This is a genomic window from Stenotrophomonas sp. SAM-B (genome assembly GCF_013387485.1).
Classification (GTDB): domain Bacteria; phylum Pseudomonadota; class Gammaproteobacteria; order Xanthomonadales; family Xanthomonadaceae; genus Stenotrophomonas; species Stenotrophomonas maltophilia_AA.
Genome location: NZ_JABBXB010000002.1, coordinates 15306 through 38159 on the forward strand (window position 1 = coordinate 15306; position 22854 = coordinate 38159).

At 61.3% G+C, this 22854-nt stretch carries 24 protein-coding genes, 1 tRNA gene and 1 pseudogene; 17 read left to right on the forward strand and 9 right to left on the reverse strand.

Annotation, left to right across the window (positions count from 1 at the left end):
* Positions 1-42: 42 nt before the first annotated feature.
* Positions 43-678: an energy transducer TonB gene (locus HH110_RS04240; RefSeq protein WP_176988517.1), complete on the reverse strand. Its 636-nt coding sequence runs from the start codon at positions 676-678 to the stop codon at positions 43-45.
* Positions 679-790: 112 nt separating this feature from the next.
* Here HH110_RS04240 and serS point away from each other — a divergent pair, with 112 nt between their 5' ends.
* Positions 791-2071: a serine--tRNA ligase gene (gene serS / locus HH110_RS04245; protein WP_176988518.1), complete on the forward strand. Its 1281-nt coding sequence runs from the start codon at positions 791-793 to the stop codon at positions 2069-2071.
* Positions 2072-2196: 125 nt separating this feature from the next.
* Here the strand turns inward: serS and HH110_RS04250 are convergent, their stop codons facing one another.
* Positions 2197-2556: an SH3 domain-containing protein gene (locus tag HH110_RS04250; RefSeq protein ID WP_176988519.1), complete on the reverse strand. Its 360-nt coding sequence runs from the start codon at positions 2554-2556 to the stop codon at positions 2197-2199.
* A gap of 321 nt (positions 2557-2877) precedes the next feature.
* Between HH110_RS04250 and HH110_RS04255 the strand changes: the two genes are divergently transcribed.
* Positions 2878-3531: a hypothetical protein gene (locus HH110_RS04255; protein WP_176988520.1), complete on the forward strand. Its 654-nt coding sequence runs from the start codon at positions 2878-2880 to the stop codon at positions 3529-3531.
* Between the two features lie 102 nt (positions 3532-3633).
* Here HH110_RS04255 and HH110_RS04260 read toward each other — a convergent pair whose 3' ends face one another.
* Complete coding sequence (locus tag HH110_RS04260; RefSeq protein WP_176988521.1) at positions 3634-4215, reverse strand: FMN-dependent NADH-azoreductase; 582 nt, start codon at positions 4213-4215, stop codon at positions 3634-3636.
* A 123-nt stretch (positions 4216-4338) separates the two neighbouring features.
* Between HH110_RS04260 and HH110_RS04265 the strand changes: the two genes are divergently transcribed.
* The 8 genes from HH110_RS04265 (at position 4339) to HH110_RS04300 (ending at position 11121) form a co-directional block, all read left to right on the forward strand.
* Positions 4339-5331, forward strand: a complete 993-nt coding sequence (locus HH110_RS04265) for a LysR substrate-binding domain-containing protein (protein ID WP_176988522.1) — start codon at positions 4339-4341, stop codon at positions 5329-5331.
* Positions 5332-5485: 154 nt separating this feature from the next.
* Positions 5486-5575: transfer RNA gene (locus HH110_RS04270), tRNA-Ser, on the forward strand.
* A gap of 84 nt (positions 5576-5659) precedes the next feature.
* Positions 5660-7132 (forward strand): site-specific integrase, encoded by a 1473-nt coding sequence (locus tag HH110_RS04275; protein ID WP_176988523.1) that lies wholly within the window; start codon positions 5660-5662, stop codon positions 7130-7132.
* Positions 7133-7602: 470 nt separating this feature from the next.
* Positions 7603-7980: a hypothetical protein gene (locus HH110_RS04280; RefSeq protein ID WP_176988524.1), complete on the forward strand. Its 378-nt coding sequence runs from the start codon at positions 7603-7605 to the stop codon at positions 7978-7980.
* A gap of 522 nt (positions 7981-8502) precedes the next feature.
* Positions 8503-9087: a hypothetical protein gene (locus HH110_RS04285; protein WP_176988525.1), complete on the forward strand. Its 585-nt coding sequence runs from the start codon at positions 8503-8505 to the stop codon at positions 9085-9087.
* Positions 9084-10013, forward strand: a complete 930-nt coding sequence (locus tag HH110_RS04290; protein ID WP_176988526.1) for a Kiwa anti-phage protein KwaB-like domain-containing protein — start codon at positions 9084-9086, stop codon at positions 10011-10013. Before HH110_RS04285 ends, HH110_RS04290 begins: the two co-directional genes overlap by 4 nt.
* On the forward strand, positions 10000-10323 hold the full coding sequence (locus tag HH110_RS04295; protein WP_176988527.1) for a GrlR family regulatory protein: 324 nt from the start codon (positions 10000-10002) through the stop codon (positions 10321-10323). Before HH110_RS04290 ends, HH110_RS04295 begins: the two co-directional genes overlap by 14 nt.
* A gap of 183 nt (positions 10324-10506) precedes the next feature.
* The gene (locus HH110_RS04300; protein ID WP_176988528.1) at positions 10507-11121 is read left to right on the forward strand and encodes a hypothetical protein; all 615 of its coding nucleotides are present in this window, start codon (positions 10507-10509) and stop codon (positions 11119-11121) included.
* Positions 11122-11268: 147 nt separating this feature from the next.
* Here HH110_RS04300 and HH110_RS04305 read toward each other — a convergent pair whose 3' ends face one another.
* The 4 genes from HH110_RS04305 to HH110_RS04315 all read right to left on the reverse strand — a co-directional run bounded on the left by HH110_RS04305 (position 11269) and on the right by HH110_RS04315 (position 13904).
* Positions 11269-12003: an NAD(P)-dependent oxidoreductase gene (locus HH110_RS04305; protein ID WP_206677529.1), complete on the reverse strand. Its 735-nt coding sequence runs from the start codon at positions 12001-12003 to the stop codon at positions 11269-11271.
* Between the two features lie 416 nt (positions 12004-12419).
* Positions 12420-12806: a hypothetical protein gene (locus tag HH110_RS19360; protein WP_241696444.1), complete on the reverse strand. Its 387-nt coding sequence runs from the start codon at positions 12804-12806 to the stop codon at positions 12420-12422.
* Entirely contained in the window at positions 12785-13087 is a 303-nt protein-coding gene (locus HH110_RS04310) for a hypothetical protein (RefSeq protein ID WP_176988530.1), read from the reverse strand. Before HH110_RS04310 ends, HH110_RS19360 begins: the two co-directional genes overlap by 22 nt.
* 40 nt (positions 13088-13127) lie before the next feature.
* On the reverse strand, positions 13128-13904 hold the full coding sequence (locus HH110_RS04315; RefSeq protein WP_176988531.1) for a hypothetical protein: 777 nt from the start codon (positions 13902-13904) through the stop codon (positions 13128-13130).
* Positions 13905-14010: 106 nt separating this feature from the next.
* Here HH110_RS04315 and HH110_RS04320 point away from each other — a divergent pair, with 106 nt between their 5' ends.
* A complete protein-coding gene (locus HH110_RS04320) occupies positions 14011-14337 on the forward strand; it encodes a helix-turn-helix domain-containing protein (RefSeq protein ID WP_176988532.1) in 327 nt (108 codons plus the stop codon).
* A 54-nt stretch (positions 14338-14391) separates the two neighbouring features.
* Entirely contained in the window at positions 14392-15057 is a 666-nt protein-coding gene (locus HH110_RS04325) for a DUF3800 domain-containing protein (RefSeq protein ID WP_342589229.1), read from the forward strand.
* Between the two features lie 167 nt (positions 15058-15224).
* On the opposite strand, the gene HH110_RS04330 is transcribed toward HH110_RS04325, so the two are convergent.
* Complete coding sequence (locus HH110_RS04330; protein ID WP_241696406.1) at positions 15225-17024, reverse strand: bifunctional diguanylate cyclase/phosphodiesterase; 1800 nt, start codon at positions 17022-17024, stop codon at positions 15225-15227.
* Between the two features lie 261 nt (positions 17025-17285).
* Between HH110_RS04330 and HH110_RS04335 the strand changes: the two genes are divergently transcribed.
* The 3 genes and pseudogenes from HH110_RS04335 (at position 17286) to HH110_RS04345 (ending at position 18820) form a co-directional block, all read left to right on the forward strand.
* Complete coding sequence (locus tag HH110_RS04335) at positions 17286-17507, forward strand: hypothetical protein (protein ID WP_176988533.1); 222 nt, start codon at positions 17286-17288, stop codon at positions 17505-17507.
* Between the two features lie 72 nt (positions 17508-17579).
* Positions 17580-18026 (forward strand): BLUF domain-containing protein, encoded by a 447-nt coding sequence (locus tag HH110_RS04340; protein WP_176988534.1) that lies wholly within the window; start codon positions 17580-17582, stop codon positions 18024-18026.
* 285 nt (positions 18027-18311) lie between these two features.
* Positions 18312-18820: pseudogene (locus tag HH110_RS04345) on the forward strand (ferritin-like domain-containing protein).
* A 71-nt stretch (positions 18821-18891) separates the two neighbouring features.
* On the opposite strand, the gene HH110_RS04350 reads toward HH110_RS04345, so the two are convergent.
* Positions 18892-19392, reverse strand: coding sequence for a hypothetical protein (locus tag HH110_RS04350; protein ID WP_176988536.1), 501 nt, complete (start codon positions 19390-19392; stop codon positions 18892-18894).
* A 662-nt stretch (positions 19393-20054) separates the two neighbouring features.
* Here HH110_RS04350 and HH110_RS04355 point away from each other — a divergent pair.
* Positions 20055-20231 carry a DUF3606 domain-containing protein gene (locus tag HH110_RS04355; RefSeq protein WP_176988537.1) on the forward strand — a complete coding sequence of 59 codons (177 nt, stop codon included), beginning with the start codon at positions 20055-20057 and terminating at the stop codon, positions 20229-20231.
* A 13-nt stretch (positions 20232-20244) separates the two neighbouring features.
* On the forward strand, positions 20245-22818 hold the full coding sequence (gene ligD / locus HH110_RS04360; RefSeq protein WP_176988538.1) for a DNA ligase D: 2574 nt from the start codon (positions 20245-20247) through the stop codon (positions 22816-22818).
* Positions 22819-22854 lie beyond the last annotated feature (36 nt).

Sequence of the window (22854 nt, forward strand, 5' to 3'; positions counted from 1 at the left end):
TTGCTGAGCCGTTGCAAAATCGCCGCGTCACGCGGCGATGCATCACTGCGGCGTGAAGTCGAAGGGCACTTCCAGGCTGCCAGGCACTGGTACGCCGTTGTTCTGCGCCGGCTGGAAGCGCCAGCGGCGCACCGCGTCGGAGGCCGCGCGGTCAAGATCGCGTGAACCGCTGCGCTGGATCAACGTGACTGCCGAGGGATAGCCCGTGGCATCCACATCCACGCGTACCACCACGGTGCCGCGGTCACCGCGGCGCAATGCAGCGGGGGGATAGCTCGGCGGCGGCGACTGATCGGCGATCGGCTGCGGGCGATCGCTCGGTGCCATCGCGGTCGGCGCGGCCGGTGCGGTGGGCGCAGCGGGGGCGACCGGCGGCGGGGGTGGTGCGGTCTCCACCAGCTGCGGCTTCTCTTCGTTGGCCGGCGGTGCCTTGGCATCGGGCATGTCGCTGGAGCCGGCAGCGGCGGCCAGCGGCTCGGGCAGCGGCACCACCTCGGCCACCTGCGCAGGGGTCTGCGCGGCCGGGTCGGCCTTGTAGAACTCGTTGTTGCGGCTGCTCAGCCAGACCACCAGGAACAGCAGCAGGCCTACGCCGAAGGCGATCGCGGCGATCACGAGGCTGCGGCGGGGCAGGTGGAAGGTGATGTTCTTGCCAGAAGTCGAGCGGGAAGCAGACATGGGGCATACCGTATGGATCACCGCGATTCTGCCACGCCCGGGATGAACCGGCGGCAGAAAAACGCATAACAGGCGATAATCCCCCTCCGTACCCGTCGACCCCTCTGCCGCCATGCTCGATCCAGCCCTGCTCCGCCAACAGCCCGCCGACCTTGCCGAACGCCTGCGCTCCTCGCGCGGTTTCGAGCTGGATGTCTCCGGGCTGGAGTCGCTGGAGGCCGATCGCAAGCGCATCCAGGTGCGTACCCAGGAGCTGCAGAGCCTGCGCAACAGCCGTTCCAAGGCCATCGGCCAGGCCAAGGCCAAGGGCGAGGACGTCTCGGCGATCATGGCCGAAGTGGCCGCGTTCGCCGATGAGCTGAAGGCCTCGGAAGTGGCCCTGGATGCGCTGCGCGAGAAGATCGAAGCGATCGCGCTGGGCATCCCGAACCTGCCGGCCGAGGATGTACCGGCCGGCCAGGATGAATCTGAGAATGTCGAACAGAAGCGCTGGGGCACCCCGCGTGCGTTCGATTTCCCGGTGCTGGATCACGTCGAGCTCGGCGCCCGCAACCGCTGGCTGGATGGCGAGACCGCGGCCAAGCTGTCCGGTTCGCGCTTCACCGTGCTGCGCGGCCCGATCGCGCGCCTGCATCGCGCGCTGGCGCAGTTCATGCTCGATCTGCACACCGGCGAGCACGGTTATGAAGAGACCAACGTGCCCGCGCTGGTCAATGCCGAGTCGCTGCGTGGCACCAGCCAGCTGCCGAAGTTCGAGGACGACCTGTTCAAGACCGCCGTGGGCGACTCCACGCGCTACCTGATCCCGACCTCGGAAGTGCCGCTGACCAACATCGTGCGCGATGAGATCATCGACGCCGAGCAGCTGCCGCTGCGCATGACCGCCCATTCGCTGTGCTTCCGTGCCGAAGCCGGCAGCGGTGGCCGCGACGTGCGCGGCATGATCCGCCAGCACCAGTTCGAGAAGGTGGAACTGGTCGCCGCGTGCACCCCGGCACAGAGCGATGAAGAGCACCAGCGCATGACCCGCTGCGCGGAAGTCGTGCTGGAAAAGCTCGGCCTGCCGTACCGCAAGGTGCTGCTGTGCACCGGCGACATGGGCTTCTCGGCCATCAAGACCTATGACCTGGAAGTGTGGCTGCCCTCGCAGGGCACCTACCGCGAGATCTCGTCGTGCTCCAACTGCGGTGATTTCCAGGCCCGTCGCATGCAGGCCCGCTGGCGCAACCCGGAGACCAGCAAGCCCGAGCTGCTGCATACGCTCAACGGCTCCGGCGTGGCCGTCGGCCGCGCGATGATCGCGGTGATGGAGAACTACCAGAACGCCGACGGCAGCATCACCGTGCCGGACGTGTTGAAGCCCTACATGGGCGGGCTGGAGGTCATCGGCTGATCCAGCGCCTTGACGGACAAAAAACCCGCCGAAAGGCGGGTTTTTTGTTGGTGCCCCGGTAGAGCCACCCCATGGGTGGCTGCCCAACCGGTCATGCATCACCTGCAGCCACCCATGGGGTGGCTCTACCCGTCCGACATCGGCGTCAGCACGCCCAGCGGCACCCACCCAGACGATGTGCCGCCGACCACCTCGCACCACACCCAGCTGTTGAGCACGCGCTCACCGCGCACGTGCTGGCCCACGTCGACATCCAGTTCGCGCGCACAGTAGGCCTCGGCCGCCATCGCATCGCCCTGCGCGTTCCTGCCGATCACCTGCGCCGGTACCCAGCCTGCGGCCTGGCCCGGGGTCTCGCACAGATACCAGTTGTCCCAGCCTTCGGGCCCCTGATAGCGCTCGCCGACCTGCAGCGCGTCGCCGGGCTGCAGGGTGATCGGGTGGGGGAACTCACTGCGGTGGGTCTGGACGACGCGGTAATCCATGCGGAATCAGCTGTGTGCAAAGGGCCCCCAGCTTAGCGGCCATTCCCGCGACGCTGCAGCGTTGATTGCGTCATCGGTGCGGCTTCCAGAAAGGAAGAGAGACAGGTCAGAAAGAGCCTTAATGAAATGTAGGAGAAGTTGAGAGCCGAGTGGGCGGAAGTCGGCGTGAAGGGCCCCAGAGACGGCAGGCACGGGGCTTCGCGGATTGAGCATCCGGTGGGCCGCCCGCACGGCCCGTATGTGGCGGTGTGATCGACGCCCGTTTCCTGCGGCACACAGCGAACAGGCTGGGCACTGACCTCTACTTCCACAGGACGCCCGGTGAAAACAGCGGCTGCACCTCTCCCATCCTCCAATCCCGCCGGCATCGCCGCGTGGCTGATGCTGGGCATCGCCTGGCTGTGCTTCCTGATCCCGTTCCCGGGGCTCGGGATGTTCCTCGGCTGGCCGCTCAATATGGTCGCCTTCATCCTGGCCGTCGTCGCGATGGCCAAGGGCGGCGCAGGCAAGGGCATCGCCCAGCTCCTGCTGTCCCTCGTCGTCTCCCCGCTGGTCTACCTGGTGGGCGTGGTGGTGTTCGCGGGCGCCGTCAGCGCGATCAGCCAGCCGGCCCTCGATGGCAAGGCTCCCGCGGACAAGAGCAGCCATCAGGACATCGCCATCGCGCCCGTTGCGCCTGTCGAGATCACGGCGCGCCAGCTCTATCGGGACTACGAGGCCAATGAGGTCGCCGCCGACGTCCTCTACAAAGGCAAGCGGCTGCTGATCTCGGGCGGCGTTGCCGCCATCCAGACCGACCTGTTGGATGAACCGCAGGTGCTGCTGAAGGCCGGAAGCGTCGAGCAGGTGATGATCTCCGGGCTCTCAAGGGAGGCGGCCGGCGCGCTCAGCAAAGGCGACGCCGTGCTCGCGGCCTGCACAGGCAACGGCATGATCCAGGGCGCACCGGTGACGCGGGACTGCGAACTCCAGTAAGGCAGAGCCGCGTTAAAAAAAAGATGGCCCCGGGAAGGGCCATCTCTGCCACACCCACACCGTCACGACGAGGGGGAGGGAACGGTGTGGGTCGCGCGTGGCTCAGGCTGCGGCGAGTTCTTCCGGCTGCGGCAGCGCGGCCAGGGCCTGGGCAATCGCATCGGTGCGGTGCTGCGGCGAGTAGGCGATGCCCTCGGCGCGCACGAACTCGACGTTGTCGATGCCGAAGAAGGCGAAGACCTGGCGCAGGTACGGATCCTGGAAATCGGTCGGGGCGCCGGTGTGCAGGCCGCCGCGGCTGCTGGCCACGATCACGCGCTTGCCGCCGGCGAGGCCCACCGGGCCGTTCTCGGTGTACTTGAAGGTGCGCCCGGCCACGGCCAGGCGGTCAATCCACGCCTTGAGGGTGGAGGCGACGCTGAAGTTGTACATTGGAGAGCCGATGACAACCACGTCGGCCGCCAGGAACTGCGCCAGCACCTGCTCGGCGTCGGCCACTTCGGCCGGGTCGGACTGGGTCAGGGATGAGCTGCGCAGGTGCGGAACGGGCTGGGCGTCGAGGTCGCGGTAGCTCACCTCCAGGCCCGGGACCTGGTCGCGCCACTGCTGGACCACGGCGGCGGACAGCTGGCGGGAGACCGAGTTTTCGCCAAGCACGCTGGCGTCGATGTGAAGAAGCTTCATGGCAATCACCTGATTCTGAAGGAGGGGCGGTAGACGCCGCCGACGGAGAACAGGTTAGGTTGTTGCTTGATTGGAATAAAGGTGATTGAATACCACGTATTGTTCTATATCTGGAACTTCGGTATGCAAGACCTCAACGACCTCTACTACTTCGCCATGGTGGTGGATCATGGTGGTTTCGCCGCAGCAGAACGCGCGCTCGGCATCCCCAAATCCCGCCTGAGCCGCCGTATCAGCCAGTTGGAAACCGACCTGGGCGTCCGCCTGCTGCAGCGCTCCACGCGCCGCTTCGCGGTGACCGACGTCGGCACCAGCGTGCATCGTCACGCGCAGACCATGCTCGCCGAGGCCCAGGCCGCGCGTGAGGTGGTCGACCGCCTCAGCGCCGAGCCACGTGGCCTCGTGCGTGCCAGCGTGCCGGTCTCGCTCGCGCAGATGCAGCTGCCCAAGCTGCTGCCCAAGTTCCTGGCCCAGTATCCGAAGGTGCGGCTGCAGCTGAACATCAGCAACCGCCGCGTGGACATCATCAATGAAGGCTACGACGTCGCTCTGCGCGTGCGCTCGCGCCTGGATGACGATGGCAGCCTGGTGATGCGCAGCTTCGGCCAGGTGCAGGAACTGCTGGTCGCCAGCCCGAAGTACCTCGATCGCGCCGGCCGCCCGAAGGACCCGGACGAGCTGACCAACCACGTCACCCTGAGCATCAGCGAAGACGAAGCCCGCCAGCGCTGGGAACTGCACGGCCCGGAAGGCGCGGTACGCCGCGTGGACCTGCAGCCGCGCGTGGCCGGTTTTGATTTCCCGCTGCTGCAGAGCATGGTCAAGGACGGCTTCGGCATCACCATGCTGCCGGAAACCGTCTGCGCCGACGCCGTGCGCAACGGCGAACTGGAAGTGGTGCTGCCGGACTGGTCGCTGCCGCAGGGCATCTGCCACGCCGTCTTCGCCTCCCGCCGCGGCCTGCTGCCGGCAGTGCGCGTGTTCATCGACTTCCTGGCCGAGCACCTGCCGCCGCAGCTGGAGGCTTCGCGCCTGGATTGCGGTGGCGCGTGCGAGCGTGCCAAGGAGAAGATCAAGGCCAGTGCCTTGGGTGCCTTGGCGGTGGATGCGGGCTGAGCCCGACCGCTGGCGGGTGGGCAAATCCCACCTGAAATGCGAGAATGCGACCCCCGGCCAAAGCCGGGGAGCCATGCCGGACGGGGCGCTGCCCCGACCGGTTGCCTGGGTTGCAATGACCTGGGCACGCGGGGCGCGGAAGCGCTGCCGATACGGAGAGATGGCCGAGCGGTTTAAGGCACCGGTCTTGAAAACCGGCGAAGGGTCATTCCTTCCGTGGGTTCGAATCCCACTCTCTCCGCCAATCACGTATAAGTCATTGATTCTAAATATGAATTTTTGATGTGTCCTGATTGGTAGGCGGAAAGCATGCAGAGGCGACAATCGCATGCGCATCCCTCACCATTTGAGTCGGTCCGAGACCGGTCGCTGGTCGTTCGTCCAGCGCGTTCCTGTTGACCTTCAAGCCGTGCTCGACTGCCGGCTGATCAAACGCACCCTCCGAACGAAAGATCTCGCCCAGGCGCACGTGCGTGCGGTCGTGCTGGGTGCAGGCTATGCTCGACTCTTCGCACAGTTGAAGGATCAACGCGTGGCCAAGCTCAGCAAAACGGATGCTGACCTCCTCATCGATCGTTTGACGAGCGCTGAGAACCTGCGCGAGCTCACGTTGAACCGCACCCGGGCGACGGACGGGACGGTCACGGAGCAATGGCAGATCGACAGTCCCAAGGATCTGAAACTCTATCGGCAGTTGATGGAGCTTGAGGCGATGGCGGCAACGCTCCAGCAGCCTGAAGCAGCCCACCGTGGACCGGCCCGCGAGATATGGCCACAGGCGACCCTCGCAGCCGCAGCACCGCCACCGGCCGAGGCGATCGAGACGATCACGCTGGGAAAGGCGCGCGACGCGTTCCTCGCGACGCTCAAGCCTTCCACGCTGCCCAAGACCTACACGATCAAGAAGACCGCGATCGAGGCATTGGTGGCGTTCTTGGGCCCAAAGGCCAAGGTCCACACCATCACGCGCTCGGACTTGGCCCGCTGGTATCAGGACATGCGGGAAAAGGGCGCGTCCACGCCCACCCTCACTAACAAGCAGAGCTACATCGGAGGCAAGGGCGGCTTCTTCGAGTGGGCCATGGCCTCTGGTCACTACCCGCGTGGCGACAACCCAGCCTCCGGCCATGTGAGCTACTCCCAGCGCGAGAAGCGTGCCCGGAAGAAGCTGGGCTTCAAGGCTTACGACCGAGCGCAGATCCACGCTCTGTTCGCGCCCGAGGCGCTGGCCAAGCTTTCTGAATCGGCCCGCTGGGCGTCCCTCATTGGACTCTACACCGGTGCCAGGGCTTCTGAGGTCGGGCAGCTCCTCATCAAGGACGTGTTCGAGGAGGATGGCATCCCGTGCATCCGCATTTCGGATGAGGGAGAGCACCAGAAGGTTAAGACCGAAGTGAGCCTTCGCACGGTCCCGCTACATCCTGAGCTCCTCAAGATGGGCTTGCTGGGGTGGGTCGATGAAAAGCGCAAGGCCGGTGAAATGAGGCTGTTCCCCGCCGCTAAGGCCACTGCTGTCAATGGGCAGGGCAACTGGATCACCAAGGCGTTTAGTCGACATCTTGGCGAAGTAGGCAAGGAATGGGAGCCGGCGAAGCGCGGATTCCACTCGCTCCGGAAGACGTTCATCCAGGAGCTGCAGGGCGCGGGCGTGACGTCGGAGCTGCGGGCTCAGATTGTGGGGCATGAGCTCGATGACGAACACCACGCGACCTACAGCAGGGACTTTACTGTCGTCGAGAAGTTGAATGGACTGGCTAAGCACTCGCCCGGGATCAGGGCCCTTACATGGGGCCTCAGATAGAAACCGTCCGCATCGCTTGGACAACTGTGACCCGCCCCAACTGTTTGCAGATAAGTCAGAAGAGATTGCGTCACCTGTCGATGGGGTCATAAATTTGACGCCCGTCTCAGAATCTATCTTGGCACCTCAAGGTGGCCGCCAATTGGCCGTTGTACTAGGTGCAAGGGACTAGTGCCCATCAGTGCGTCGTGAGTCGAGTCTCTATGAAAAGAGACTGCCCATCTGTTCCGTCGGTTGCCATGCCGAGGCATCCCCCTAGGAGAATCCTTAATCCGTTTCTATCAGTTTTCCCGAACGAAGAACTGGCTCCCAAAACTCCCAGGAATGGGATGAGTAGGGTTAGGGCTTCCTCGTTGATCCCATCGATTTGCAGCGCTTCGCCATTAGATGACGTAGCATCGATCCAATACATAATTATCGCCTTGCCAAGTTTGATGTGCTCTTATTAGCAAAGTGAAGGAATTAGTCAAATGCCGGAATACAGGAAAAAGCTAACGTTCGAGACGATTGGCGGGCAGAGAGGAATAATTCTTCAGTGTAACAAGTCGGAGAAAAAATCTGTTGTCAAACGGCACCTGCAGGACGGTCAGTTCAAGTGGATGTCTGAGTCGGTGACGTCAAAACATCCAGATGGCTCCCCTAAACATCTCCATGTAAAAATCCAGGAAGAAGGCATCTATCAGATATTCGGTCAGCCCACCCTTTCCGGTTTTTACTGTTTCTACAAGGCACTCAATGGCTTGATCTACTACGCGCCCATTTCTGAGGATCAGGTCAAAGCCCTCTTGGCTGCTGCCCCCTTGGACTTCCGTCAAGCACTCATTGGAATGAACGTAACCGTCTTTTGACGTGGAAGTTGGGGCCTTCTGGAGGACGGCGACGGGCCGACCCAAATGAACGTAGCAGCAACCCTTTGTGGTCGGATCGTCCTCCCCCTTAATAGCCCGTGACGTTTCGCTAAGCCTAAGAGAGAGGTAGCATAGGTCGGGCAACCTTGCTGTGCTGGGTCTGGAACTGGGTAGGACATTGGATCGACACCGATGCAGGTCGCGCCCGCCCCGTGGAAGACAGCATTGGTGGCGTGGCTGCTGACCAACTGGTGCAGGCGGCGGGGACGTCAGAACGAGTCTCGCACTCGAAATTGGCGCCGATGGGGCGGGTCTAACCACTGTCCCTACGGGCTGGAGGAGGTCGGTCCGCGCTGGTGCTTTTGAACCGAGGCGGGCGAGGCATCATTGGCTCATAAAGTGGGTGCCAGTGGTGGGGCGTTGTCTCTGGCGGGCCGCCTGGCATGGAGGTCGGGCCGTGTTCTCACTCGGTGCGATGCACATTGGCGACAATGTCGGGTAACAAAGGTGGGAGCCCAACGCATGCAGTTTCAGTTCTGGTCAGCGCTTTTCATCTTCTTGGGCTCCTATTTGCCGTTGGCCTTGATCCTGATGGTTCAAGACATTTCTGCGAAGTATTGGGGGGCTCCCCTGTGCGGTTGGAAATGGCAATGGAGCTGTCAGTTCCAAGTCTTTGCCCACCCTTGGTTTGCGTGGGGGAGTGTGGCTATGACCTCGGGAGCGCTTCTTTTGATGGTGCTGGCGCTGCGCTCGGTCCGTCTCACCCACCGCGTTCACGTGCAAGAAGTCAAGGCCATTCCCAATGATCTGATCAACTACGTGCTTCCTTACGTAGTGTCTTTTATGGGCTTGAGCTACGGGGACCCGCAAAAGCTCGGCGGCTTTCTGGTCTTCTGGGTGGGATTGTTCATGATCACGTATCGGTCCGGCCAAATTTTGATGAATCCGCTGCTGATCGTATTGGGGTGGAGGCTATACGAGGCCAAGGTTGCATTGGGTCAGGCAGGGGCCATTCGAATGGTTAGGGTCTTGAAAAAGGGCCCGCTTGTACCCAGCATTCAGATGGCCGAAGAAATACAGGACGTTTATCTGATGGGGGACCCGTGACCGATCAAGCATTGCAGGCGCTTCAGGAATTCGACCTCGACGGCGCAGGGGTCCATTTGTGGGTTTTTAAGTCGAGCGCAACGGCGGACCGCTTTTCTGCGAACTTTGTCCGCATAGATGGGGATTTGGAGGACGCGTTGCGCGACTTCGCCAAGGCGGAGAGGGCGATGATGACCGAGTGGATTCCCTATGGGCATCTGGCCCAGCCCACGGACAATGGCTGTCTGTCCGTTTCCGCGGTCGAGACCGACTTTGCCTTACTTCAGGCGCTTGTGGACCGTCCAGAGCTCGAACACGCGGTAAAAAGCCGGGACCAGCTGAAGAACGCCATCGGCTATGTGGTGAAGTTCTACCAGGGGGAGAGTGTGTTGTATGCGGTGCGACGTTCTCCGGCCACCTGGAAGACCGCGTATCGGAAGAAGGGGGTCGTTAACATGCTGTTTCAGAACGGCGAGCTCAGCGCCGTGGAGGGGGTGGATTTCACCTTGGAGCCAGGATTTGATTTGTTTGCCTTGGATAACGCGCTGCTCGTGGGCAACAAGCGTGCCTTCGAGTCGATGATGAGGTATCGCGCAGGCTTCGTGAGCGCGTTTGGTGAACTTCAGGACGAAGAGCAGTTCGTATCGCTGTTCACCGACATGGCCCCTTTGGTCGCGCATGTCGGAAGCAACGGCACTCATTTGCGCCGCATGGCGGTCATCCAGGAGCGCAAGCTCTACGACAATCCCAAGTATCTGGGCTCGTTGCGCGAGGTGTGCGAAAAATACAAATGGGGGGTGCAGTTCGACAGCGAGGGGCTGATCATTCCCACTAAAGAAACGGCTGCGGTGATCATGAAGCTGCTCTTGGATCAGCGCCTCATCAGCGAGATCACCGCGATCATGTATGACGTGCCAAACGGCCATCGCGTCGATGCGGTTCAGTGACACCACGGCTGCCGAGTCTAACTTGATGCAGGGAGTGGGCGAGGGCATCGCTGTATCTAAGGGGGAGAGGGTCAATGGCGGCGATTCGGGCTATACGTATTGGGGATCCAAGCAGGGCGACGGCGCTGGATTTACGGCCAAGCTGACCATCAAATGCTGGGATCCGGGCTCCGAATGTCTGTGTGGCGGGGTCGACCAGTTCGAACTCGAGTTCCGGGGCGATGCCACGGAAGCCGGCTTTAGTGCCCAAGGCAGCATCGTCGGGCGCTCTGAAGCCACCTTGGTAGTGGAAGGGCGCTACGTTGCTTAGGCTTGGGTCACTTGCGCCCAAAGCAGCAGACGAGTGATGGGCCAGCCCTCGCAGAGCAAGACCGAAGACGCTCCCAGCATGCTCAGGCGCGTCATGGTCCACCACCGCCACCAACTGAACCTTCCAGATGGACAGCCGGGACGGGCTGACGATAGTCTCCGTCTTTCGGCCCACGACCATCCCATGAGCATCCTGAATGTGTTGCTACGCCCCGACCAACTGCTCATCGCGGTCGATACGTGGGCCGAGGACGCACTGACTCAGAAGCCGTCGGTGGGCGCCAAGCTCTTGCTGATCCCTCAGCACAACTTGGTGCTGGCCAGTCGTGGCTCCGCCCAGTTTTTCTTGAAGATCTACGAGCTGTGCCTTCAGGCCAGCTTCCGCGCGGATTTCACGATGGAGCAGCTCATGGCCGAGCTGGGGCTGGTCATGGACCATCTTTGGCCGGACTACGTCCAAGCGGCTGCCGAGGCGGGGATGCCTCGCGACATCCTGCATAGCGAGCTCGTTCTGGGCGGCTGGTCACCGAAGAACGGCCGGATGATCGCGACGGCCTATGCCAAGGATGCGGGGGGTGGTCCGGCACGGGTGCAGCCGCTGGAAGGCGGACTGGCATCGCCTGGGGATCCGTTGCGTGGGCGGCAAGATAGCTTCGAACTTGATGCCGTCCTGGAGGCCGGCCGGCTGCAGGCGGCCTACCTCAACAAAAGCGTGGGTCGGACCGTTGCCGGGGGCAGGCTGCTGGTCGCCGATCTGCGAAAGGGGCAAGTGACCATCACCGATTTGGCGGACCTGTAACCTCACCTTCAAACTTCGATCGGATGGCTGTATTCGTCGGCAGACCTGGAGCGAAGTTGGATGAGGTGATCGCCGCGCCTCAAAGTTGGGCGGCGGACCTAGAACTCCATGCGGAGGACTTGCACCGCGCCACCCTGTTGCGCGCGCCTACAATCCAAGAATCTCGAAGGCGTCGTCTTCGGGCGCATAGCTAAGGACCCTGCGGGCTTCCTCCAAGTTCAATCGCTTGAACCTGTTGTTCGAAACACCGTTGACGATCGCAAAGGGTACGTCCTCAGCTTCAATGGCTCGGACCAATAGCTGCACGGCGTCTCGGTGACTGAGGAAGGCGCTTACATCTCGTGCGGAATGCTGCTCCCCAAGGACGAACGTGGCGAAATTCGCGATTCGAATTGCAATGACCGATAGACCTTCTTCCGTCGCGAAGTAGGAACCCAGCGCTTCGCCAAAGCACTTGGTCACGCCATAGAGATTCTTGGGCCTCACTGGATCGGAAACCGAAACCTGGCGATCGATTGGGTAGCCCTCGATGGTCTGTGCGCTGCTAGCAAAAACCACACGACGGCACCCAGCATCCGCCGCAGCACGAAAGATGTTGAACGTGCCCTTGATGTTGGCGTCCAGCAGCGATCCGTAGAAATCGGCGTCGGGCCCAGGATCAGCCGCAAGGTGAACCACCGTATCAACGCCATGGCAGGCGCTTCTGCATGCTTCCAAATCAGAAATATCGAGCTCAACTGACGCATCGTCATCGGCAAACTCTGAAACGTTGAGATCAGCTAACCTTAGGTGGAAGCGTTCCGGTGCCAGTTGCCGAAACGCGGTGCCAATGCGACCCGCCGCGCCGGTCAGAAGTACGACTTTTTTTCTCTGTTCTTTCACGGTGGTACCTTCTGGCAGATAGTGTGTGTTGCAAGGCATAGGAGATGCTCAAGCCCATGTCTTTGTCCAACGTTCGCCAATGCCGGCGGCTATCACCGTTTCAGCGCTGCGCCCATATCAACGGCCGACTAAGCGGACCAACGCATTGCGGGAAGTCCCACTTGCCAACTCAATGAGCCCCTCAGTTGGCAACATGCGGCGCAGACAATGGGAATGATTGCACGTCCAGTAGACCTAGGACCAGGACGGCGCTGGATTCAATGCGACGCACCAAACCGCTTCGCTCCCGCAAGAAGCATCTGATGTCCAGGCGGCAGAAGTCCTGATGGCTCCGGCTAACTGGCCGGCCCGCTTCCTGCCAACCTTTCCTATAGGAAAGGTCCGAGGTATCGGGTCCTGCTACTTAGCGCATCCGCCTAGCCTTGGACCACTTGCGCCCAAAGAACCAGGAGAATCATGGGCAGCCCGCTCAGCAACCCGAAGACCCAGCCAGCGCCGAGCACGGTCAGCGGGGCCATGACCCACCACTGCCACCACGTGAACCCATGATCCCGCTGCCGAGCCTCCCAAGCTGCTGCCGAATGCAGGCGTTCTACCTTCCGCGTTCCTCGCCGGGCCATCAACGGCCCGACAATGAACCCGAAAGGTCCGAGGAAGAGCAGGGACAGCGAATACCACCAGAAGAAGCGCTCCCGGGAAGTCCTGACGCTCTTGATGGTCCTGATAGATGGCGCAGTTACGCGATCTGCGTGGGCAAAGTGCAGGGAAGGGGGCTCGCTCTTCATTGGGCGTAGGCCCTCCAGGTTCCGTCGGCCTTGGCATACCGCAGATTCTTGTCGACAGGCAGCGGCACCCGGTTGCCCATCAAGTCCATGATTACGGTGCCACGGGTATCGCACCGGTAGCCGTCCGTGTCGTCGGCCCGCGTGCACCCGGTCAAGGAGAACCCTTCGATGGTGACAACCGGTGCGGAGGCGCTCTGGGCCATCAAGTCGGCCAGGGCCTGCTTGGCTTCTCCTTCAGAGGGCTTGCTGCAGGCGGTGAGGCAAAGGGCCGCGGCGGCGGCAAGGATCCATGCTTTCATGTCGTTTCCCTATTGGTGAGGGCGCAAGGCCCGGGGTGCCTCAGCGGTCGCGGTTGCCACCGGCGTTAAACCCGGCGATCCACATCCGGGAATCCTTGAAGGGGGTCAGCAGGCCCGAGGCACCCGGGTGAAGGTCCGCGGTCTGGATGAACCCACTGACCCAGGCAGCGCGTAGCGCGACCTCGACTGCACGGTTGGCCACGGCATCCCGGCTCACGTTGACCTGGAACGGTTGCGCCGGCGGGTTCGGCCCGGTCGACCTCTGGGCGCCGGTGTTCGGCTTGCTCGGCAGGACCCGGATGCCGCGCAGGGTGTCTTTTCCCTTCCAAAGCGCCGCGTCGTTGAGCTCGGCGACTTCACCGAGGTCGTCCGTTTCCGTCACTGCCGCACTTGCGCAGGTCCGGAACGTTTCCGTGGTGGATGACGCAGGACTGGTCCAGATCCGAGCCTCGACGGTCCAGCAGGGCAGGGACGCGCCCCACTCGGTGTAGGTCAGTGCCACCCGGGGCCAGTCGAGCTTGCCCTGCTGGGCCAACTGATGATTGTCACCTTTGAACAATCCGGGCAGCTTCCCGCCTCCGCTGACCGGGGCGTAGATCGCCCCAGCGCCGGCGGCCGCCTTCGCGCCGCCCTGAGCCGGCTTGACCCCAACCATCTGCCCGCCGGCATTTTTCAGGCTGGTGCCCAGCTGCCTGAAGAAACCGGGGCGATTTGGCGCTTCCTCTTGCTCGGGGTGGCTCTGGGCTCCTGCGGAATAGGCGGCCAAAAGCAGCGCGGCAGCCAGGCCGGCGGCCATCCTTGTCTCGATCTTCTTCATGAAAACCCCTGTGGTTGGTCGGGAGGGTGCTACATTTCATGAAGAGTCTGCCATGCATTGAGGGACCAAGTCATGCTGTCTTCCCAAGTTTTCAATATCTGTTCACGTGCCCAAGGCTTCCCCGCGTTCCCTATTTGCCGCCCGCCTGAAGCAGGCCAGAGAGCTCCGTGCCATTCCGAGCCAGCGCGCGCTGGGGGTGCTCATGGGGCTGGATAAGAAGCTGGCCAGCAGCCGGGTCAACCGTTACGAGAACGAGACCAGCGGGATCGATCTGGATGCACTGGGGAAGTTGGCGGACACGTTGGAGGTTCCGATGGCCTACTTGGTCGCTAGAGACGACCACACGGCCGACGTCATCCTGGCGTTAGAAGAGCTTTCGCCGGAGGATCGCGCTGATGCGGCGCGTTGGTTGTTGAAAAAGCTCAGGCGGTGACACTCAGTGGTTCCCGCCGCTCACCGATGAGGCCAAAGACGAATTGCGACGTTCATTTATGTTGACGAGTCAGGAACCTTTAAGTCAGCGGACGCCACCAACAGCTGGTGTGTCGTTGCGGCTTACGTGGTGCCCGAGGTCTGTCGGAGGCGGGTCGAACGCACCTTGAAGCTCCTCAAGCGCCGTCTGGGGTGCGGATACCAGGACGAAGTCAAACTGAAGCATCTGTCGGAGTCGCAGTTGAAGCGTCTCTTGAAAGAGCTTGGCGAGCTAGAGGCAGCTCTCTTTATCTCTGCGATCGACCTTGGCCATCAAGACATTCAGGTGGTTACGTGTCACCAGGCCAACCAGGTCCAGAGCGTTAGAGCCAATCGGCCCAGCATGCTTTATCAGGGGGGACGTGCCTCCATCGATGATCTCTCGGGAAGGCTGGAGCGCTCGTCTCCACAGCTCTACACGCAGATGGTGGCTCAAATAGACCTGTTGGTGAACTTGGCGGCCGTCATGCGCGACTGGGAGTTTGTCCGTTCTCATGACATCCCGGGTGTCCAATTGGCCGACCTGCTGGCGTCGGCGTGGCGGCGGGTCTTAATAGTGGCCGTGCGTTTGGACGGGCATTGGCTTTTCTTCGTGGGCTTTGGGGCGGGCACCGGCTCCGCCATTCAGGACCGTGTTGCGCAACTCATCGCCTCCGCAAGGCATCCTAGTCGCGGCTCGTGACCAGCCAAGAAGCCGAGAGCGGCCAGCAAAAAGGAGCCACCGACGCGCATTGCGGACCAGCGTTACACGGGGGTTGGTGCGACACATGCGTTGCAGGTGTTGGGCAGGTCACTGCCGCAAAAGGGTCACGACGGAAGCGAATCCAACCTCCCCGCTGCGTGAAGTTCCTAAGAAGTCACGAGGGGCGTGTCCTCGCTCTCTCCGGTTCCGCCGTCACTGAAAACCTGAAGTAGCGCTTCGGGATTGAGGGGGCGGGAGAGGAGGTATCCTTGAATCTGATCGCATCCATGCTCCTGCAGAAAGCGGAGTTGAGCCGGTGTCTCTACACCTTCTGCCACGGTGTGGTAACCGAGCTCGCGAGCTAGGTTGATGATCGCCATGACCTTGGGCTTGGCCTTGGGATCGGTCTCCAGATTGACGATCAGGGACTTATCCATCTTAATGGTGTCGATCGGCAGGTCAGACAAGTAGCCGAAATTGCTGTAACCGCTCCCAAAGTCGTCAATCGCAATCTTGATGCCGGCTTCGGCCATTGCCCTGATCTGACGCCCAGCGACCGAGTCGGCACGTAGCCACTCGCCTTCCGTAATTTCAATTTCAATGCAGTCAAAGGGCAGGCGGCGCGCCTCAAGCATTGAACGAAGTCTTGTCCAGGCATCTTCAGTGGAAAGATCAGTGCCGGACAGGTTGATGGACAGGGCAAAGTAGTGACACGCGGCGCGCCAGGCGAGCAGTTGATCCAGCGCGGCATCGAGTACCCACGGGGTGACGGTTTCCATCAGCGCGGTCCGCTCGAATATCGGGATGAACTCCCCCGGACTCACCGGTCCCAAGCGTGGGTGCGTCCAGCGAAGCAATGCCTCCGCCGACACCGGCTGAAGGTCAGACGCGCGGTAGCGCGGCTGATATTGCAAGTAAAACTCGCCCTTTCGGAGCCCGCGCTCGGCGTCCGCGGCCAAGCGGTATCCCCGCCGCATCTGATTGTCGCGCTGCTCGGAATACCAGGCGAAAGGCTGCCGCGCCTCGAAGGATTCGTGCAGTCCGATTAGCGCCTTGCGAATCACGTTATAACCGGTATCTTCGCCCAAAGTCACGGCGCAAATTCCAGCGTGGAAGCGAGGAGACATAGGAACCCCGGCAGCCATAAGCGGCCGGGACATCCGGTGGCGAAGTTCGTTCACCAGTGCCTCCAACTCTCTTGCACTGGTCCGGTCGACCAAGAATGCAAAATGCGTCACTCCGACGTGGTAGATGTTCGCCAATCCTTCCAGCGCAAGCTTGAGCCGAATGCCTGCTCGCCGAATCAAGACCTCTAACGGCCGCATGCCCAGGGCTTGGCCGGCCTCATTCGCGCTGGGGATATCGAACACGTCTAAGAGGACCGCGAACATCCGCCGTCCGCTGTGCCTTTCTGCCAAGCCGGCATAGTCAATCTGGAACTGGTGCCGATTGGCGATGCCGCTGACAGGTTCCAAGCGCCCGAACATGTTTCTCAGTTCGAGTTGAGCGATCACCAACTGTGCTAGCGTGGACAACTGAGTGCGGTCTGACTCCGAGAATTCGCGGACCTTCGTGTCCATGATGCAAATGGCGCCTATTGATACGCCATTCTTCGCTACAAGGGGCGCTCCAGCATAGAAGCGCAGGTGGGGCGGCGCGACGACCAAGGGGTTGTGTTCAAAGCGCGGGTCCTCCCGGAGATCTGGGACGACCATCACCTCGTTGCAAGAGATCGCATGCGCGCAAATCGAGACCCGAATATCTGTCTCGGCGACTGGCAAGCCGATTCGGGAAATAAACCGCTGTTTGTCTTCGCTGACAATGGAGACGAAGGCGACAGGGGCACTGAAGGCGAAGGCAGTCAGCGCGGTGATGCGATCCAAGGATGGGCCGGACTCTGCATCCAAGACATGCATCATCCCCAAGACCGCCATCCGTTCCGGAACTTCCGTGATAGACATATTCATAGCAACTGCGCGAGAGCCATTCCACTGAATTTAGCTCTATACCATCATTCCGACTCACATTCCATGAAACCCCGCGCGAGTCGAGGCTGCCTGTTCAAGTCGGAAAACTATCGTGTCGCTTCATCTTGAAGTGCCGCGTCAGGCACTGGTTCGGCTGCTCCGCACTTTGGGCACCAAACCACAGTTGCACCATCACGACGGTCAAAGCCGTTTACACCTGTCAGTACTGCCGCCCAGCGGCCGTGGCAGGAAAGGCACTCGATGTCCATGCTTTCAGCCCCAGGCCACCCGTACTCCTTTCTAGGTGCGCTCGTCGTCAAGCGCTTCGCCTCGGTGACATTGGTGATGATGAATTTTTCAGTCACAAGCATGTCGGCATCTCCTCTGTCTGTGCATCGCGTGCTCAAGCCCTCAGCCAATGGGCACCCTAGCTATGATCAACCATTCACCGGCCCGATCAATCCGATGATGGCTTCTATGTGAACAATTCAGCGTTCAATGCATAGCAGCAGACTCCCTTCCGTTGGCCGAAGACGCTGAGATAACATAGCGGTGATGACCGACAGCCCACCAATCTACGCGCTGGCCTACGCCAGCCGCTCCTCTTCAAATCTCGACAACTCGGATCTGGAAGAGATCCTCGTCGAAGCGTCGGCCCAGAATCGAATGGCGGATGTGACGGGGGTGCTGCTCTACGACGGCACAACGTTTCTCCAGTACCTGGAAGGCCCCGAGGAGGGGGTTGCCTCGGTTTTTGACCGCATAAAGCAATCTAAGCGGCATGCGGATATCCGAGTGCTCACCAGTGGTGAGGTGCCCGAACGCTACTTTTGGAACTGGTCGATGGCTTGCCAGCACGCCGATGCGTCCCTGATCCAGAGGATAGAAGCCGCGCGCTGGAGCGAGCGCAGCCACCCCTACTTGGAAGAAGATGCTGAGCACAACCCGGGCCTGCGTCTCTTGGCCGAGTTCTGGTCCGTGCAAGTCCCGCCGACAACGTAAGCGCCCACGCCCTTAGCTTTGTGAACGTGTTAGGAAGGTGCGCGACCTGTCTAGGCGTGCGCTTCGCAGGCTACGCAAACCTAACTGATCGCAACGTAGGGATTGCCCGTCGGCTTCATGTTGACCCCGAACATGGAGAATGATTATGGCCAATCAGAATCAGCAGAACCCGCATCCCGGTCAGAACCAATCTTATGACTTCGCCTAGTCTTCACCCAAACATCGCCTCGCGGCGATGCCTTGCTGGATAGGGTGCTTTCTCCCTTGTCCAACCAGGAGATTTCCATGGCCGAACCTAAAGAGAACTTGCTGACTGGCTGCGCGACGCCCACGCAATGGAGCAGCAGGCGGAGACGATGTTGAAGGGGCAGGCGTCCCGTATTGAGCACTACCCCGTGCTGAAGGCGCGGATCGAAGAGCACATCCAGGAGACGATCGGACAACGAGAGCTGCTCGAGGGCTGCATCAAGCGCCTCGGCGGGTCTCCATCCACCATCAAAGACGTGATGGGAAAGATGGCCGCATTCGGCCAGGCGCTAGGTGGGATGACCGCATCCGACGAAATCGTGAAAGGCGCGATGGCCGGCTACGTGTTCGAGCACTTTGAAATTGCCTCTTACACCGCTTTGATCGCAGCGGCCAAGACCGCCGGTGACCCGGAAACCGCACGCGTGTGTGAGGAAATTTTGGTCCAGGAAGAGGCGATGGCCGACTGGCTTGCAACGCACTTGCCGGAAGTTGCCGAGGAGTTCCTGGTGCGCGATGCCACCCCTGGTGTTGAGGCGAAGAAGTAAGGTCCTGCTCATCATCGCCAACGCCCCGTCGGAGGGGGGCACTCTCCGACGGGGCGACGGGGACGCCCGGTTTATCTTGTCCGCCGATAGCTCAAGCATCGACGGAACTCACCCAGCGCCGGCAAGACCACCAGAAGCATCGCGGGCACAAGCGCAAAGGCCCATGAGGCGGATGGGGCCGGGTCAAATGCCAAGACTGGCCCGACATGGGCGCTAGGCAGTGACCAGTAAACGGCACCTGTCGCGACCCACGGCGCTAAATCCAGAATGCTGTGAACGTGCTGCTCCAACGGACGAATCGCGCGCTTGGGATAGGCCACCCGCGTGTCCCAATAGCCTGTTATTGCGTGCAGGCACACCAGTGCCAAGAGGATGGCGAAAAGTCCATGCGAAGCTCGGAATCCCAGCCAGAGAACCGTCCCCAGCCCGAGGATCGCTATCTGAGCCAAGTGCAGCCTTGACTCCGGAATGCCCGAGGTGGATTCAATACTGCTGGCCCTGTGCAGCCAGAAATCCATGGCGCCCGCAGCCAACCAGAGCACATACAGGACATGCCAAATGGTTACGTCCATGGAGGGATCGGGTTTTCGATGTCGAAAGTCTGGCTGCGTCTATAGCTCATAGCGATTCCTCCTGACAGGTCAAGCATCGGCCGACCAAGGAATTCTAGGAAGGCTGCCCGCACGACAATGTGTTTTCGGTATGGGCCTGTTAGCCGTTGCGCTTGGCGGACCAGGGGCTTCAACGGTTTGACGGACCCTTGACGCCACGCTGACACCCCGTGCTCTCTGTGCAGGGGATATTCGTCTCCAACCTTGTTAGGAGAAGCGTATGAGCGCTTATCCACAATTTAGGGCAGCAACGCCGCGTGTAACTCGGATGGAGATGGCTGATCTATACGTGGGCGACGACACAACCGTGGTCCAGCTGGACGCGCTCCCCTGCGAGGCCTGGATCCAGAACCTTCGAGCATTGGTGAGTCAGTGCCCAGAGCTCACTGGAGCAAAGGTGGAGGTGGAGGGTTCGTGGGTCCACTTCATCGGAGTGCGGAAGGCTGTCGGCCCTGTTGCGCCCCGCCTTTTGGAGGTCATCTCGGCGGCAGGCGAGATGGCCTATGCCCCCAACATCGTTCGGCCGTCAGTCTTTGTCTCGGCTGTGGACGTAGCGGTCCAATGACTTGGGGCCAGTAAAAGCCGACTGACCAAGTGCTTTCAGGAAAAGTGAGGAGATCACCATGGCTGATGACAAGAAGAACGCAGGTAGTCCGGATCGCGACCGCATCAACGTCAACGAGGGCTATGAGCTTCAATATTGGACTAAGACGCTGGGCGTCAGTGCTGAGGAACTTCGGGCGGCGGTAAAGGCAGTGGGCCCGACTTCTGTGGCGGTTCGCAAGCACCTGGGCAAGTGAGACGGAGTAGGGCATGTCCCTCACCGAATACCGACGCAAGCGTAGCTTTGACAAAACTAAGGAACCAGAGCCCGGTAAAGGGTTGCCGCAGGGTCAACGGGCGATCTTCGTGGTCCAGCTGCATCACGCCAGCCGGCGCCACTACGATTTTCGGCTCCAGGTAGGAGACGCCCTCAAGAGCTGGGCCGTTCCTAAAGGGCCCAGTTACGACCCCAAGGTCAAGCGTATGGCCGTGGAGGTGGAAGACCATCCCGTGGACTATGCCGGCTTCGAGGGCGACATCCCGAAAGGGCAATATGGAGGCGGGCACGTCGCCCAGTTTGATCACGGTGTCTGGGCGACATCGGGCGACCCCGAAGCGCAGCTTGCCAAGGGGCATCTTCGGTTTGAGTTGTTCGGCACAAAGCTGAAGGGTGCGTGGCATCTGGTCCGGTCGGGAAAGCCAGCCAAGCAGCCGCAGTGGTTGTTGTTCAAAGACGACGATGCCTTCGCCAGTGACGTGGAAGCGGACGATTTGCTGGGCGATGTCACCGCGCCTCCGGCGGAAGACCTGAAGCGGGCAGGCGCTGGCAAGGCCGACAAGAAAAAGCTCAATGCAGTGGCATTGCCGAAGAAACGGCGGCGAATTGATTGGGCGAAGAAGGCCTCGGCGCTGACCAAGGCAAAGAAAGCCAAACCTCCCGAGGGCCCTTTCGAACCGCAGCTGGCCAAGCTTGGCGATGCCCCACCCAAGGGCGACCAGTGGGTCCACGAAATCAAGTGGGACGGTTACCGCATCCTGGCGACGATCACCGAGGGCGAGGTGCGGCTTTGGTCCCGCAATGCGTTGGAGTGGACATCAAAGATCCCTGAAATTCGGGACGCTGTGGCCACCTTAGGACTCAAGTCGGGGGCATTGGACGGGGAGCTCATTGCAGGCAGCGGCACGAAGGAGGACTTCAACCTCCTCCAAGCGATGTTGTCCGGAGAGCGCCAAGGGGCATTGGCCTACGCCTTGTTCGATCTCCTCCACATCGATGGAATTGACATTGCCGACGCTCCCCTGTCGGAGCGCAAGCAAGTCCTGCAGGAACTCCTGAAGGAAAGCCCTGACCACTTGGCCTACAGCTCACACATCGAGGGCGACGGGGAATCGGCCTACCAATTGGCAGGTGAACGCCACTTCGAGGGCATTATTTCCAAGCGGGCTGACCGGGCCTATCACGGAGGCCGGAGCGAGGACTGGAAGAAGACCAAGCAGTTGGCCAGCGATGAGTTTGCGGTGGTTGGCTACACTTCCCCAAAGGGCAACCGCGCCGGGTTTGGATCGCTTCTTCTCGCCAGGCCTGACCAAAAGCACGGCTGGCTCTACGTCGGGCGGGTGGGCTCGGGTTTCTCAGATGAACTCATCAAAGAGCTGAGCGACCTTATCGGGCGAGCCGGCGGAAAGACACCTACGGCGCATGTGCCGACGAAGCAGACCGATCTACGGTCGGCCACGTGGTTTAAGCCCCGCTTCGTGGTGGAGGTGTTTTACCGAGGCATCGGCGGGCAGCAACTGCTGCGCCAAGCCTCGCTTAAGGCCGTCCGGCGTGACAAGGGCGTAGCTGATCTGGCTGACTCAGACAGCGCGCCTCCAGCGGAAAAGCCTACGGACGCTGCCCAGCTCAAGCCGTCCCGGAAGGCGTCCAGAAGATCTTCAGCGGGCGAGGCGGCCAAGTCAGCAGGTGAAGCGCGCACGCCGCCCAAGCTGTCCAGCCCTACCAAGGTGATCTTTCCTGACATCAAGGTCACCAAGCAGGACGTATGGGATTACTACACGGCTGTGATGGACCATTTGCTGCCGGAGGTGATTGATCGCCCCTTATCGGTCATTCGTTGCCCCAGCGGGACAGGCAAGCCTTGTTTCTTCCAGAAGCACCACACCGCTGGCTTGGAGCTGGTGGACTCGGTCCGCCTGAAAGAAGACAGCGGCATCAATGCGCACTACTTGGTGGTCCGCGACGCGGCCAGCCTGCTGGAGCTGGTGCAGTTCAACGCCTTGGAGTTTCACCCATGGGGCAGCCACGCGGAGGCCCCTGATCGGGCCGATCGCGTGGTCTTCGACTTGGATCCCGGCCCAGATGTGCCGTTTTCCGAGGTCAAAAAGGCAGCCGTGGACATTCGCAGGCTGCTCGAACAATTGGAGCTGGAATCCTTCTTGCGGGTGTCAGGAGGGAAGGGGCTGCACGTGGTCGTGCCCTTGAACCCGGGGTGCGATTGGGATCTGACCAAGCGGTTTGCCAAGGGGTTCGCCGAGGCGTTGTCGCAGTCGGAGCCGACCCGCTTCTTAGCGACCTCGACCAAGAGCCTTCGGAACAAGCGCATCTTTGTGGACTACCTGCGAAACGGCCGCGGTGCCACGGCGGTGGCATCGTATTCTTTACGCGGTCGGCCCGGCGCGCCCGTTGCCATGCCTATCGCCTGGAGCGATCTGGCTAAGTTGACCCGTGCGGATGCTTTCACCATGAAGGACGTGCCTGAAAAGCTGAAGCGGCGCCGCAAAGATCCTTGGGCGGACGTCAACACGATCCAGCAAAATCTGGCCCGGTGGGCGCAAGACGAGTGATCTGGCCCCTGCCTCGAAACCGATTTGGGAGTAAAG

What these genes read in the sequence shown, in the direction of transcription:
- HH110_RS04240 (WP_176988517.1), bottom strand. Translation starts at nt 678, where the DNA reads ATGTCTGCTTCCCGCTCGACTTCTGGCAAGAACATCACCTTCCACCTG.
- serS (WP_176988518.1), top strand. Translation starts at nt 791, where the DNA reads ATGCTCGATCCAGCCCTGCTCCGCCAACAGCCCGCCGACCTTGCCGAA.
- HH110_RS04250 (WP_176988519.1), bottom strand. Translation starts at nt 2,556, where the DNA reads ATGGATTACCGCGTCGTCCAGACCCACCGCAGTGAGTTCCCCCACCCG.
- HH110_RS04260 (WP_176988521.1), bottom strand. Translation starts at nt 4,215, where the DNA reads ATGAAGCTTCTTCACATCGACGCCAGCGTGCTTGGCGAAAACTCGGTC.
- HH110_RS04265 (WP_176988522.1), top strand. Translation starts at nt 4,339, where the DNA reads ATGCAAGACCTCAACGACCTCTACTACTTCGCCATGGTGGTGGATCAT.
- HH110_RS04275 (WP_176988523.1), top strand. Translation starts at nt 5,660, where the DNA reads ATGCGCATCCCTCACCATTTGAGTCGGTCCGAGACCGGTCGCTGGTCG.
- HH110_RS04280 (WP_176988524.1), top strand. Translation starts at nt 7,603, where the DNA reads ATGCCGGAATACAGGAAAAAGCTAACGTTCGAGACGATTGGCGGGCAG.
- HH110_RS04285 (WP_176988525.1), top strand. Translation starts at nt 8,503, where the DNA reads ATGCAGTTTCAGTTCTGGTCAGCGCTTTTCATCTTCTTGGGCTCCTAT.
- HH110_RS04295 (WP_176988527.1), top strand. Translation starts at nt 10,000, where the DNA reads ATGCGGTTCAGTGACACCACGGCTGCCGAGTCTAACTTGATGCAGGGA.
- HH110_RS04300 (WP_176988528.1), top strand. Translation starts at nt 10,507, where the DNA reads ATGAGCATCCTGAATGTGTTGCTACGCCCCGACCAACTGCTCATCGCG.
- HH110_RS04310 (WP_176988530.1), bottom strand. Translation starts at nt 13,087, where the DNA reads ATGAAAGCATGGATCCTTGCCGCCGCCGCGGCCCTTTGCCTCACCGCC.
- HH110_RS04315 (WP_176988531.1), bottom strand. Translation starts at nt 13,904, where the DNA reads ATGAAGAAGATCGAGACAAGGATGGCCGCCGGCCTGGCTGCCGCGCTG.
- HH110_RS04330 (WP_241696406.1), bottom strand. Translation starts at nt 17,024, where the DNA reads ATGAATATGTCTATCACGGAAGTTCCGGAACGGATGGCGGTCTTGGGG.
- HH110_RS04335 (WP_176988533.1), top strand. Translation starts at nt 17,286, where the DNA reads ATGTCCATGCTTTCAGCCCCAGGCCACCCGTACTCCTTTCTAGGTGCG.
- HH110_RS04340 (WP_176988534.1), top strand. Translation starts at nt 17,580, where the DNA reads ATGACCGACAGCCCACCAATCTACGCGCTGGCCTACGCCAGCCGCTCC.
- HH110_RS04350 (WP_176988536.1), bottom strand. Translation starts at nt 19,392, where the DNA reads ATGGACGTAACCATTTGGCATGTCCTGTATGTGCTCTGGTTGGCTGCG.
- HH110_RS04355 (WP_176988537.1), top strand. Translation starts at nt 20,055, where the DNA reads ATGGCTGATGACAAGAAGAACGCAGGTAGTCCGGATCGCGACCGCATC.
- ligD (WP_176988538.1), top strand. Translation starts at nt 20,245, where the DNA reads ATGTCCCTCACCGAATACCGACGCAAGCGTAGCTTTGACAAAACTAAG.